Origin of the sequence: Halorientalis brevis, assembly GCF_042678165.1 — an archaeon.
GTDB classification, from domain to species: domain Archaea; phylum Halobacteriota; class Halobacteria; order Halobacteriales; family Haloarculaceae; genus Halorientalis; species Halorientalis brevis.
The window spans coordinates 73699-86566 of record NZ_JBHUDJ010000003.1; the positions used below are offsets into that span (position 1 = coordinate 73699).

The 12868-nt window shown below is 68.1% G+C and carries 9 protein-coding genes; 7 read left to right on the forward strand and 2 right to left on the reverse strand.

Going from position 1 to position 12868, the window contains the following annotated elements; genetic code table 11:
- Positions 1-15 precede the first annotated feature (15 nt).
- Both ACFR9U_RS07505 and ACFR9U_RS07510 read left to right on the forward strand, forming a co-directional pair.
- Positions 16-2898, forward strand: coding sequence for a DUF1508 domain-containing protein (locus ACFR9U_RS07505; protein WP_379814070.1), 2883 nt, complete (start codon positions 16-18; stop codon positions 2896-2898).
- Positions 2899-2972: 74 nt separating this feature from the next.
- Positions 2973-3722 carry a 4-phosphopantoate--beta-alanine ligase gene (locus ACFR9U_RS07510; RefSeq protein ID WP_247375936.1) on the forward strand — a complete coding sequence of 250 codons (750 nt, stop codon included), beginning with the start codon at positions 2973-2975 and terminating at the stop codon, positions 3720-3722.
- Positions 3723-3778: 56 nt separating this feature from the next.
- Here ACFR9U_RS07510 and ACFR9U_RS07515 read toward each other — a convergent pair whose 3' ends face one another.
- A complete protein-coding gene (locus ACFR9U_RS07515; RefSeq protein WP_247375934.1) occupies positions 3779-5521 on the reverse strand; it encodes an Hvo_1808 family surface protein in 1743 nt (580 codons plus the stop codon).
- 178 nt (positions 5522-5699) lie between these two features.
- Between ACFR9U_RS07515 and ACFR9U_RS07520 the strand changes: the two genes are divergently transcribed.
- Positions 5700-6446, forward strand: coding sequence for a DsbA family protein (locus ACFR9U_RS07520; RefSeq protein WP_247375933.1), 747 nt, complete (start codon positions 5700-5702; stop codon positions 6444-6446).
- Positions 6443-6985 (forward strand): hypothetical protein, encoded by a 543-nt coding sequence (locus tag ACFR9U_RS07525; protein ID WP_247375931.1) that lies wholly within the window; start codon positions 6443-6445, stop codon positions 6983-6985. Before ACFR9U_RS07520 ends, ACFR9U_RS07525 begins: the two co-directional genes overlap by 4 nt.
- A gap of 18 nt (positions 6986-7003) precedes the next feature.
- Here the strand turns inward: ACFR9U_RS07525 and ACFR9U_RS07530 are convergent, their stop codons facing one another.
- Complete coding sequence (locus tag ACFR9U_RS07530) at positions 7004-8806, reverse strand: sensor histidine kinase (protein WP_247375929.1); 1803 nt, start codon at positions 8804-8806, stop codon at positions 7004-7006.
- 152 nt (positions 8807-8958) lie between these two features.
- Between ACFR9U_RS07530 and ACFR9U_RS07535 the strand changes: the two genes are divergently transcribed.
- From ACFR9U_RS07535 to ACFR9U_RS07545, 3 genes are all read left to right on the forward strand, one after another.
- Positions 8959-9885 carry a sulfide-dependent adenosine diphosphate thiazole synthase gene (locus ACFR9U_RS07535; protein WP_247375927.1) on the forward strand — a complete coding sequence of 309 codons (927 nt, stop codon included), beginning with the start codon at positions 8959-8961 and terminating at the stop codon, positions 9883-9885.
- Positions 9886-10010: 125 nt separating this feature from the next.
- On the forward strand, positions 10011-12017 hold the full coding sequence (locus tag ACFR9U_RS07540) for a M61 metallopeptidase family protein (protein WP_247375925.1): 2007 nt from the start codon (positions 10011-10013) through the stop codon (positions 12015-12017).
- 81 nt (positions 12018-12098) lie between these two features.
- Positions 12099-12863, forward strand: coding sequence for a DUF7001 family protein (locus tag ACFR9U_RS07545; protein ID WP_247375923.1), 765 nt, complete (start codon positions 12099-12101; stop codon positions 12861-12863).
- Positions 12864-12868 lie beyond the last annotated feature (5 nt).

The window sequence follows — 12868 nt, forward strand, 5'->3', positions numbered from 1 at the left end:
ACGGACAGTGATACTATGGCAACCGGGTCTCAACCGGACAGCATCTTCTACGGGGTTTACGACAAGTACGTGGGGGAAGCGCGCACGAAACCCGAGGTCTACGGCTACTGGATACTCGTTCTCGGACTGCTCGCGGTGGTCGGCGGGGTCGGCCTCTTCCTGACCGGACGCGCGGTCGACGTCGGCGTCTCGGCGGCCGCGCTCCGCAAATGGGCAATCGGGCTCGGTGCGAGCGGTGGCGTGGGGCTGTTGCTGGGTTCGGTCCTGCAGTTACCGCTCAGGCGACAGGCAATCACCGTTGCCGTGGCGGGGGCTGTCTGTTCGCTCGTCGCGACGCTCGTGTTCGTCCAGATCTATCCGGAAGCGTGGGCGTTCGGGACGACGACCGAGAGCGTCGCCGTGGTCGTCGCCTACGTCGGTGGCCTGGGCGTCGTCGCGCTCGTCGCAGCCCTCGTTCCGGTCGTCACCGGGCGCCGAAGCCTGCTGCTGGCCGAGGAGCCGATCGAGACCCTGGCCTGGACCGCCGAGGACGACACCGACCCGAACGTCTCGGCAGTCCTGCACGGGGAGGAGACGCGTGACGGCGTGTTCGCCGTGTTTCGGGGTGAGACCGGCTGGCGCTGGTGGTTCGTCGAACAGACCGCTGTCGCGGACGGGCAGTGTCAGTTCGAGACGCCGCGGGCCGCCGAGACGGCCCTCGAAGACGTCAGGGCCACCGTCCAGACGGCGGGATTGCTCGAAGTCACACACGCTGCTATTCGCCTCTACACGGACGGCGACGCCGTCCGGTGGTCCCTGGTCGACGACGACGGCGTCGTCCTGGCCGAGAGCGCCGACGCCACCGACGGCGAACGCGCCGAGGAGGCGGTCAACCTGCTGAAAGAGCACGGCCCGGGTGCGGCGTTACTCGACGCCGACGACGGAGCCTTCGAGGTGTACGGGAACGGCTCGGCCTGGCAGTGGCGGTTAGTCGACGAGACCCGCGGCGTGCTCGGCACCGGCGCCACCGAGTACGAGGACCGGGCGACGGCCGAGTCGGCGGTCGTCGCCGTTCGCGAGGCGATCCAGTCGGCCCCGGTGATGGACGTCGAGCAGGTCGGGTTCGAACGCGTCGAGCGCGAGGACGGCTGGACGTGGCGGCTGCTCGACGCGGCCGACACGACCGTCGCGGAGGCGACCGGCAGCTATCAGAGCCGGGCGTCGGTGACGGACGCGATCAGTCGGGTCGTCGAAGGCGCCATCGACGTGCCGTTCGTCACCGCCACGGCCCCGGGCTACGAGATCGTCCAGACCGAGAACGGGGGCTGGACCTGGCGGCTGGTCGACGACACAGACGAGGTCGTCGCTCGCAGCGAGCAGGCCGTTCCCTCCGAGGAGAGCGGCCGCTCCGTGGTGAGCCGGGTGAAAGACATCGTCGCGGACCCGACGGTGGCGGTCCTCGACGACGCCGAGTACGAACTGTTCCAGGAGGGAGACGGCTGGGCCTGGCGGCTGGTCACCGAGGACCGACGGGCGCTGGCTCGCAGCCCGCCGAGCGACCACTTCGAGACGCCGGAGGCCGCGAGCGCGGCCGTCGACCGCGTCAGCGAGGAGATCGAACGGGCCGAACGCGTGACGTTCGACAGTTCCGCCTTCCACCTCTACGAGGCCGACGGGGGCGCCTGGAACTGGCGATTAGTCGACGCCGACGGGCGGGTCGTCTCCGACAGCGGCCAGCAACACGCCTCCCGGGAGGACGCCGCGTCTGCGATGAACACGATGAAAGAGCACGCGCCGGAGGCGGACATGGTAGAGATCGACAGTCCGGTCCTGGAGTGTTACGAGGCCGCGTCGGAGTGGCACTGGCGACTCGTCGACGCGACGGGCGACACGCTGGCGACGAGTCCGGGTCGTCACGACAGCAACGAGGCGGTCCACGAGGTCGTGGACGCGCTGGCACTGCTCGCGCCGGACGCGCCGGTCCGGACGATGGACGCCGGCCTGTTCCACGTGTACGTCAGCGACACGGAGCCACGCCGGTGGCGCTGGCAACTCGTCCACCCGGACGGCACCGTCGTCGCGCGGAGCGTCGAGGGGTACCCGAGCCAGGAGGCGGTCACCGACGCCGCCGACGCCGTCGCCGAGTACGCGGCCGACGCGACCGTCCACACGATCGCCGACCTGGCGATCCGGTTCGACACGACGGCGAGCGAGTCCGAGGGCGCTGCCGCTCCCCCGGACGAGCGCTGGTACTGGGACCTCATCGACAGCGACCGCGAGCGACTGGCGGTCGGCACCGAGCAGTTTCCGTCGCGAGACGCCGTCGCTGCGACCGCGCGCCTGGTCCGCGACCACGCCAGCGCCGCGAGCGTGTTCGAGATCGACCCCGCGGCGTTCCGGCTGGACGGCGTCGACGACGAGGACGGCAACTGGCGCTGGCGACTGATCGACGCCGACCGGACGACGCTGGCCGTCGGTGACCGGACGCACGACACCCGCGAGAGCGCCAGGGCGGAACTCGACCGCGTCCGCGACCTCGCCAGCGGGGCGGGCTTGCTCGGGTTCGACCTGGCCGGGTTCGAGTTCGTCCAGCGCGAGGGCGGCTGGGAGTGGCAGTTCGTCGATACTGCCGGGACCGTCCTCGGCGTCAGCGGCCCGTCGTTCGATACCCGACCAGCGGCAGAGCGAGCCCTGGCCGAGGTCCGTGACCGCCTGACCGACGCGAGCGTCATCGAAATCGAGTCGCCCGCGTTCGAACTCCACGCCGAGGACGGGGACTGGCGCTGGCGCCTCGTCGACACGGACGGGTCGACCATCGCCGAGAGCATGCGCCAGTATCCGACGCGTCGAGAGGTCCGTGACGCGCTCGACAGCCTCCGTGAGTACGGACCCGACGCCGCGACCGAACTCGCGCCGTAAGGCGTGCCGGCGGCTGGCCCCGTTGTCCGCCCGGCGACAGCGGGATTTTTCAGGGCGCACCGTTCTGTCCCTATATGGACGACATCGAGATTCCGGAGAGTCACCCGCGCTACGAGTCGCTCCTGACTCGTCACCGGATCGAGGCGGGCGTCGAGAAGGGCATCACGTCCCAGCAGGGGCTCATCGCCCAGGGCCGGGGCGAGGCGTACGACTACCTTCTCGGCGAGGAGACGATCGACACCGCCGACGAAGCCGCTCGGGCCGCGGCCGCACACCTTCTGCTGGCCGACCACGCGGTGCTGTCGGTCAACGGCAACGCCGCCGCGCTCGTGCCGGGCGAACTCGTCGAGTTGGCGGAAGCCACTGGGGCAGACGTCGAGGTCAACCTGTTCAACCGCACGGAAGAGCGGATGGAAGCCATCGCCGAGCACCTCCGCGAGCACGGCGCCGAGGACGTCCTGGGGCTGGAAGCCGACGGCCGCATTCCGGGCCTGGACCACGAGCGCGCGAAAGTCGACGCCGACGGCATCGGCGACGCCGACGTGGTCCTCGTCCCGCTGGAGGACGGCGACCGGGCGGAGGCGCTCGCGGCGATGGGCAAAACCGAGCTGGTGATCGACCTGAACCCGCTGTCGCGGTCGGCGCAAACGGCGACGGTCCCGATCGTCGACAACATCATCCGCGCGGTGCCGACGATCACGGCCCACGCACGCGAGTTGCAGGACGCCTCGCGCGACGAACTGGAGGGGATCACCGACTCGTTCGACAGGGAGGCAGCGCTCGCCGCGGCCGAAGACGCAATCAGGGGCGGTCGACTCGACTGAGACGAATTTCTGTCGTCTACACCGAGGTGAATTTTCCCTCGAAAGAAACTACTGCATTACCGGCGCGACCGGCCGAACCGGCCGCCGATCAACACGGCAAGCGCGACGAGCGCGCTCCCGAGGCCGAATCCGGGGCCGGACTCGCTCGTCGTTGTGTCGGGGTCCTCCGTTCCGTTTGCCGTCGCGTTCGATTCGTTCTCGGTTGCGGTCGGCCTCGACGAGTCGACCGACGACCCGGTCGTGGCGTCGTCGCTCGGCTTTCGCACGTCAGAGAGCGCGTCGACGGTCGGCGCGTTCACGATGGTCACCTCCGTTCCGTGCTGGACGACGCGGAAGGCGTCGGCGAACTCCGACCCTTCGGGAATCCGGTAGGTGTTGGCGCGGCCCTCGACCGCGTTCGCGTCGTGGTACTCGAGGAGTTGGACGTAGCCGTCGCGGAACTCGCGTGCGTCGGCTGCCGAGTCCCACGCCGTCTCGTAGACGTAGCCCGTCTCGTTCGATCCGGGCGAGACGTACGGGACGAGTTTGTCGTCGTCCCAGCCCGCGGTGACCGGATGGTCGTAGTTGTACGTGACCGGCCGCTTGGGTTCGCCGGTGACCGGGTTGACCCTGAGGTGCGTCCGGAAGGGGATGATGGTCTCCTGGTCTGTCCTCGCTTGCATTCGGCTCTCGAAACTGGGCAGCCACAGCGAGACGAACAGGCCGGCCTCGCCGACGGAGCCGGTGATGCGCTCACCGTTCTCGCGCAGCGGCTCCCAGCTATCGCTGCTGCGGTCCGGCACGGTCAGGTTCGTCGGTTCGTCCGTGGGGTACTTGTCAGGGTGGATGGTCTGTTCGGTGCTGTTCGGAGGCTGGTCGTAGACGTCGGTCACGCTCTCCCAGCCGCCGGTCTGCTGGCGTTCGCGCACGAAGGCCACGCCCGAGTGGTACGGCTGAAGGTACAGTTGCACCATCCCGATGCTGAGGTTCGCCGGCGGTTCCTGAGCCTGCTGTTGGTCACTCCCGTTGTACCCCAGGCAGGTTCCGTTCCACTCGTTTTGACACCGCTGTTCGTACAGGTACTGGACGTAGTTGGCGTCGCCTTCGACGATACCGTTCCGTGCGTTCCGCTCCTCGATCGTCGAAATGTTCGTCGAGAGGTTGAAATACTGGTCTTGCTGGGCGTGGAACAGCTCCTGGGCGAGCACCGGTTCCTGGAGTTGCAGTGTCCCGTTGGCCGGCGAGACCAAGGTGATGTTCCGTCCGCTCGTGTTGTAGTAGCCGCTGACGCCGCCGCCGAACAGCGCCTGTTGCGATTCGACGGCGTTCGTCGATTCGTTGATCAACAGCAGCGCTTCGTACTGGGTGTTCAGTGCGATCCGGCTCGTTCTGTTGACGTCCGTGAACTGTTCTTGCGTCTCGGTGCGCTGCTGGCCCTGCGAGATCAGTCTGACTGGTGGCGTTCGCTCGAATTCGAGCCCGCGGACCTGCTCGATACGAGCCATCGTCCGGGCGACGACGGCGTCCAGTTCGCTGTCGTTGTACCCGTCGGACCGCGTGATATCGAGACTCTCGTTGTACCAGACGCCGTTCTCCCAGCCGAGTCGGTCGCTCGGCGGGTCCGGGGGAACCGTCGCCGTCACGTCGTGCCGGCCCGTTTCGACTGCGGACTGGTTCGAGACTGTCCCTGCTGCAGCCGGGACGACGCTCGCGGTGATCCCGAGGAGACAGAGGAAGACGACGGCGACCGCCCGCCCGACCTCGCGCGGTGACGGCGTTCCGGCCTGTTTCCCTGATCGCTCGCTGCGGTTCGGTTTCACGTTGGGCGCACTGACGGCCGGCAGGTTATAGAAACCACGTGGCGAGTTGGCTGGTCTCTAACTGTGGAATAGATGTATCCGTGATCGCTCCCGTACCAGTGCCCGCACTTCAGCCTGTCCGTCGGTGGCGATCCAGTGACCAACGTTTAACTTCCGTGTCTCTCGTATACAAGACCGAATGGAGACCCCTGATTCAGTAACCCGACGCCGTGCCCTCGTTGGTGGGCTCGCTGCCCTCGGTGCCGGCGGCGGTGTCGTGTACGGCGCTTCCACACTCAGCGGTTCCGAGCCGGCTGCAGGTAACGAGACGCAGGCGCCCCCGTTCCATCAGAGCACGGAGACGCAACTCGACGTCGACCTGTCCGGGACCCCCATCATGGGCAAGCCCGATGCGACGTTCACCATGTTCTACTGGAGCGAGTACCAGTGTCCCTTCTGCAGGCAGTTCGAGGCGGAGACGCTGCCGAAACTCATCGAGAACGACGTGCGTCCCGGGCGACTCCGCGTCGCCTTCCTAGAGTTCCCGTACATGGGCGAGGCGTCGACGACGGCAGCGGTGATGGATCGCTGCGTCTGGCGACAGGTTCGCGACGCCGAGCCGGGCCGCTACTGGCAGTGGCGGAAGACGATCTTCGAGAACCAGGGAGACAAGAACTCGGGCTGGGCCTCGAAGGAGAACCTCCTCTCGCTGACCGACACGGTCGACGGGGTCGACAGCAGCGCCGTCGAGTCGTGCATGAGCGACCATCGGTCGGAGATCGAGTCGAAGATCGACGCCGAAGCGCGCCGGGCACAGCGATTCCGCTTCCAGGGGACGCCGTCGTTCGTCATCGCAGACCTCGAAGCGGGCCGGGCGGGGAAACTCGTCGGCGCACAGCCGTACGAGAACTTCCAGAAGGGAATGGAACAGCTCGCGAACCAATGACCGACGAGTTGCTGACGCGCCACGCCGAGCGGTTCCTGGCAGCGCTCGTGTATCCGCTCACGACGGGTCGGCGGGCAGCGGTCGCGACCGTCGGCGCCGTCCTGACCTACGTGGTGCTCGTGTTGAGCGCGTTTCCGGGATACACGGTGCAGATGCTCGAAACGAGCCTCGCCTACGCGGACGACGCGGTGCTGGCGTTGACGGCGAACACCTACGCGTCGACGGGCTGGGTGGGCGTCGGGCTGATGGTCGCGTACTCGATGCTGACCGGCGTCGCGCTCGTCGTCGCCGGGACCCAGCTCCGAACGCAGCGGCGGGCCGGCGCGGGCGGACTGACGAGCCTCGTTCCGGCGCTCGTCGCGTCCGGCTGTGCCAGTTGCGGCACCGGGGTGCTCGGTCTCCTCGGATTCGCGGGCGCAGTCGCGATTCTTCCCTTCGAAGGAAACTTACTTCGACTCGGCGGGATACTGCTGCTCGTGGGCTATCTCGCGCGGACTGGTGACCCCCGGACCTGTGCCGTCCCGTCCGCGGACGGCTGAGCGCCGGGTCGCGTCGACTCAGCCGAACTCGAACCCCTGGTCGCCGAGTTCGAACTCGCTCTCACCGGACCCGAACGGGCTGTCGTCCGTGCCGAAGGAGAAACTGCGGGCGGTCGTGACGCCGGTGATCTCGAAGCGGGCGCCGCCGTACTCGATTCCCTCGCCGTCCCGGGAACTGCGCGCCATGTCGCCGTTCATGACGCGAACGTCCCAGCCGTGGGCTTCGACGATCTCCTTGACGATCGCCAGTCCGAACCCGGTCCCGTCGTCCTCGGTGGTGTGGCCGTACTCGAACACCTGGTCCTGCTCTTCGACGGGGATGCCGGGGCCGTCGTCCTCGACGGCGAAGCCGTCTTCGAGCGGCTCGACCAGGAGCGAAACGTCCTCGCCGACGTGGTCGGTCGCGTTCCGGAAGAGGTTCTCCAGCGCCTGTTGGAGCCGGTCGCGGTCGGCCTCGACGGCCATCTCCCCTTCGACCGTGAGGCTGGCCTCGGGGGCTTCGACGAGGCTCCAGGCTTCCTCGGCGACGATCCGGAGGTCTACCTGGGTGGTCTCGCTGACTGTCTGGCCCTGTCGGGCGAGCTGGAGGAGGTCGTCGATGAGCTGGTCCATCCTGTCGCTGGCGCGGTCCAGCGCGTCGAAGTGTTCGTCGTCGCCGGTCTCGCGGGCGAGCTGCGACCGGGCGCTGATGACGTTCAGCGGATTGCGCAGGTCGTGGGAGACGACGCTGGCGAACTCCTCTAACTGTTCGTTCTGCTGGCGGAGGCGCTTCTCGCGGCGGTAGCGCTCGGTGATGTCCTGGAGGACGACGAGCTGGCCCATCAGGACGCCGTCGTCGTCGGTCAGCGGCGTGCCGATGCGCTGGTAGTACCGGCCGGTGTCCGGATCCGTGACGACCTCGCGGTCGCTCTCGGTCCGGTTCTCGTTCGGTCCCGGTGGGACCGCGAACGGTCGCAGGACGTCCTCGACGGACTGCCCGACGGCGTGCTCGACGTTCGTCGTGAGGAAGGGCGTACTCTGTGGGTTGACGTTGACCACGAGACCGCGGACGTCGATGACGATGACCGCGTCGTCCATCTGCTCGACGGCGGCCTGACTCGCGATGGGAACGAGCGTGAACAGCCCGTGCCGGGCGACGCCCCAGGAGAAGGCGAGCCCCGTCACGGCGAGCGAGACGATCGTCACGTCCAGTTTCGGGTACGGGTTGAGGTCGGTGAGGTAGAGGCTGCCGGCCAGAATCGGAACCACCGACCCCGCGATGAGCAAGAGCGCCTGTCGGCGATAGATCCCTGCCGAATCGAGGGCGCGACCGACGAGGAGGACGACGCTAATGCCCACGACCAGGTACGCGTAGCCCGCGAAAACGTACATGGCGGGGCCGGGCTCGGTGACGAGCGCCGCGAAGCCCCCGCTCGCATCTATCGTTACGTCCGTCCAGAGCAGCGAATGGGTGCTGTGGGTGAACACGAGAGCGATCATCGCGATGGGCGCGAGAAACGCTAGCGAGACGCTCCACCAGGAGAGGTATCGCTCGTTCCCGGTGTACCTGAGCGTGAATATCAAAAGTAATGCTGGAACCGGCATCGCCCAGACGAGCTGGAGCTGGTTCCAGTTGAGCTTCGCCGCCCGCTCGACGTGCGCGAGCTGCGTCGCGTAGCCGAACAGCGTCAGCGAAATCGCGATCGAGAGAACCACAGCGACGTATCCCCCGGGCACTGGCGCGTACGCCCGCTGCTGACGCACCACGTAGAAGGCGGCGAGCGCGACTGCCCCGGCGGCGACGACTACCGGGGTGGTTAACGGCGTGTACTGCCAGGGCATGTAGTCTGTCTGGCATCTCTTCTCACTGGGGTGCCTTATCACTTTTTGATATTTGCACATTCGATTTTGATATTCGGCATTTCGAGCGCGTTTTCCCCGCGGCACGAACGACCGGAAGTTCTTTCAATAACTGGGTAATATTACCGACTACTATGTCCGGATTCGAGCAGTTCAGCGAGGTCGGCGAGGCGGAAGTCACCCGCGCCATCGGCCAGGAGTGGACCGAGGAGTTCATGGATTTCTCCGACAGCGACGTCATCGTCGTCGGTGGCGGTCCCTCCGGGCTGATGGCGGCGAAGGAACTGTCCGAGCGCGGCGTCCAGACGATGGTCGTCGAGAAGAACAACTACCTCGGCGGCGGGTTCTGGCTCGGCGGCTTCCTGATGAACAAAGTCACCGTGCGCGGCCCGGCCCACCACGTGCTGGACGACCTCGACGTCGATTACAAGCAATCCCAGGACAGCGAGGGGCTCTTCGTGGCGAACGGCCCCGAGGCATGTTCCGGGCTCATCAAGGCCGCCTGCGACGCGGGCGCGAAGATGCAGAACATGACGGAGTTCACCGACATCGTCATTCGCGAGGACCACCGCGTCGGCGGCATCGTGATGAACTGGACGCCGGTCCACGCGCTGCCCCGCGAGATTACCTGCGTCGACCCGATCGCCGTCGAAGCCGACCTGGTGATCGACGCGACCGGCCACGACGCGATGGCCGTCAAGAAACTCGACGAGCGGGGCGTGCTCGACGCGCCCGGCATCGAGGACGCGAAGGAGAACGCCGGGATGGACCAGACCGGCGACGACTCCTACGGTGCGCCCGGCCACGACTCGCCCGGCCACGACTCGATGTGGGTCGGCAAGAGCGAGGACGCGGTCGTCGAGCACACCGGACTCGCCCACGACGGGCTCGTCGTCACCGGGATGGCGACGGCGACGACCTACGGCCTGCCGCGGATGGGACCGACCTTCGGCGCGATGTTGCTCTCCGGGAAGCGCGCAGCGCAGGCCGCTATCGATGAACTCGGCGTCGACGCCGAGGACGTGGAGATGACGAGCCGCGCGAGCCCGGCTGACGACTAGCGCTCGACAGGTTTCGGCGGACCCTGCTCTGCCGGCCGTTCCGTGCCGCTGTGCCACTGGAACTAAGAGCGACGCATCCGTGACATATCGCGATGAGAAGACGACGCTGTTCCGTCGGAGTCGCGGTGCTCCTCGTTTGGCTGCTCCCGCTGACTGCGACCGGCGGGGCCGTCGGCGCGGCCGTGACGGCTGGCAGTCCGGGTGCGACCGTCGAAACGGCGCACGCGGTCAGTGGGCCGACCGAGACGACTCCGACGCGCGAGCTGGTGCTGACGAAGGAAGTGCGGCTGACGCCGGACCGACCGGGCGAGATCACGGTCACGCTTCGCTACGAGACGCCCACCGATCTGACTGGACTTCGGGTCGAACTCCCCGAATCGGGGACGGCGATGGCCGGCCGGGGATTCTCCGAGGGTGACGGGCGATACGTCTGGGACGGACGGACGAGGACGCCGACGCTGACCTACCGCCTGTCGGTCAACGAGACGAGCGAGTCGGCCGGCCCGATCGCGAGAGACGGCGACTATCTCTTCGCCGACGCCGGGCCGTGGGCGCTCGTCAGGACGCCGCAGGTGGGAATGAGCTGGACCGGCCGCAGCGAGATCTCCCTGTCGCGGTCGACCACTGTCGCGGGGCCGGGCGCAGTCGGCGACGGGATCATGTACCTCGGCGAGGCCAGGGAGTACCAGCGGACGGCCCACGGCCAGACGTTCCGGCTCGTCGTCCCGGCGTCGGCCTCGTTGGCGGAGCGACCGGCCGACGTGTTCGACGCTCTGGCGGCGTCGGCGGACGCGCTCCGCGTGGGCGATCGCGATCCAGAGGTGTTCATGGTCGCAGCACCGACCGGGAGCGTCGAGTGGGCGGTCGACGGGCTCCAGAGCGGCGAGTCGGCCTTCTGGGTGCGCGACCGGTCGCGGCTCGACGCGGCGAACAACGTCTGGATCCACGAGTACGTCCACACCCGACAGGATCACGAACTGACGCCCGAAACCCGCTGGTTCACGGAAGCCAGCGCCACCTACTACGCGGCGCTGTTCGCGCTCGAACAGGGCTCGATCGACTACGAGACGTTCCGCTCACGGCTGGCGCTCGGCGAACGCGCCACCGACGCCGAGGCGATCCTGACGACCCCGTCGACCTGGAACGGCGTCGCTCCCTACACGAAAGGCGCCCTGGTGGCCGGCGAACTCGACCGCGCGACGCGGCTCGCGACGACGGACGCCTCCCTGCAAACCGTGTTCAGGCGAATGAACGCCCACGACGGGCCGGTCACGCGCGCCGACCTGCGCGCGATGATCCGGGCCACCGCTGGCTCCCGGGTGGCGGCCCTGTCGGACGAGTACACGGCGTCCGCAGCGACCCCGTCGATGTGGGGCCGGGCCGAACACCAGCGGACGTTCGACACTCCCCTCCCGAACGTCGGGTACGCGTTCGCGGATCCTGGCACCGATTCGGCGTTCAGCGTGAGCGGCCCCTATCGAACGGGGGCGATCGGTGCGACCGGGCCGATACGGCTCGCGACGGGAGAGACGCTCACGGCGACCATCCTCGTCTCGAACACCGGGGCTGGGACCGGGGAGTACGAGGCCCGCGCGCGAGTCAACGGAGCGACGGTCGCTCGTGACGAGGGGACCCTCGCTGCCAACGAGACGAAGCGCTGGCAGGTGCAGCACGCGTTCACCAGCCCCGGTGAGTACGCGCTCCAGGTCGGCGAATCGATGGTCGACGTGGTCGTCAGTCCCCCCGCGACGCCGACCGTCTCGCGGTTCTCGTCCGACACGGCAGACCCGATCGTCGGGGACCGACTCGTGCTGACTGCGACGGTCCGGAACGCCGACGCGGTGCCGGCCGCGTCGAACCTCACGCTCTTCGAGGACGGGTCACCGGTCGAGACGCGTCGAGTCGTGCTCGGGCCGGGCGAGAACCGAACCCTGGCGTTCGAGCGGACCCCTGACACCGCGGGCACCTCCCGTTACCGGCTCGGCGACCGGAATCTGACGGTGACGGTCCGGCAGCCACCGACGGCGAGCGACGCCACCCAGGGGTCGACGGCCGGTAGTGGCCCCGGCTTCGGCGCGGGCGTGGCGGCCCTGGTCGTACTGGCGTCCCTGGCCGCCCGTGTGAGGGGGTAAGCACTACCGGCCGTCGTCCGCGACCGGCCCCGCTCGGTCGACGACCGCAAGCAGTTTCACTGGGCGGTACCACTGGAGAATATGGTCGAACGGGTCACGCTCTATCGCGCGCCGACCGCGGCGGCCGACGCCTCCGCCATCGCCGACTGGCTCCGCGACCGCGTCGACGCCGACGTCGAGGTTCGCGACCGGTTTCTCCAGCGCGTCGCCGACGAGGAACTCCCGACGGCGTTCGCGGAGGCGCGCGTGCTCAGTCCGTACGAGCGTGAGACCGGCAACGCGATGCTCGGGATCGTCCGCTACGAGGAGCGAGCGATGGAGCACCCCGAGCGCGCCGGCGGCGTCATCTACGACGGACTGCAGGTCCAGGAGGCGCTTCGAGACCGGCTCCCCGACGACGAGCGCACGCTCGACCACCTGCACGTGCCGATTCTGGATCGCGTTCTCGGAACCTGGGGCGACCACGATGGGCGGTGGCACAAACGCGTGACGGTCCTCGGCCAGCCGGCGCTCGTGTCGGTGCCGGGCCTCTACGAGGCGCCGGCCAAACCCGAGCAGTACTACGAGGAACAGCAGAAACACGCGCTGCTCTCGGGCGACGCGCCGCCACGCGAGGTCCTCGAATCTGCGGTCGAGGGGGAGTTCCTCGTCGAGGGCGATCCGCGGACGACCGAGGCGCTGTGTGGCTACGTGTTGCAGGCCTACCACTATCTCGACACCGGCGAGGCGTTCTGCGACGACGCGTCCTGTCGGCTGGCGAATCCACACCGCCAGCCGGGCGTCGTCGAGGCACAGCTCAGGGAGCCCGAGTTCTGCGAGGTGCACGAAGAACTGTACGGCACGTAGCCGGG

What these genes read in the sequence shown, in the direction of transcription:
- ACFR9U_RS07505 (WP_379814070.1), top strand. Translation starts at nt 16, where the DNA reads ATGGCAACCGGGTCTCAACCGGACAGCATCTTCTACGGGGTTTACGAC.
- ACFR9U_RS07510 (WP_247375936.1), top strand. Translation starts at nt 2,973, where the DNA reads ATGGACGACATCGAGATTCCGGAGAGTCACCCGCGCTACGAGTCGCTC.
- ACFR9U_RS07520 (WP_247375933.1), top strand. Translation starts at nt 5,700, where the DNA reads ATGGAGACCCCTGATTCAGTAACCCGACGCCGTGCCCTCGTTGGTGGG.
- ACFR9U_RS07525 (WP_247375931.1), top strand. Translation starts at nt 6,443, where the DNA reads ATGACCGACGAGTTGCTGACGCGCCACGCCGAGCGGTTCCTGGCAGCG.
- ACFR9U_RS07530 (WP_247375929.1), bottom strand. Translation starts at nt 8,806, where the DNA reads ATGCCCTGGCAGTACACGCCGTTAACCACCCCGGTAGTCGTCGCCGCC.
- ACFR9U_RS07535 (WP_247375927.1), top strand. Translation starts at nt 8,959, where the DNA reads ATGTCCGGATTCGAGCAGTTCAGCGAGGTCGGCGAGGCGGAAGTCACC.
- ACFR9U_RS07545 (WP_247375923.1), top strand. Translation starts at nt 12,099, where the DNA reads ATGGTCGAACGGGTCACGCTCTATCGCGCGCCGACCGCGGCGGCCGAC.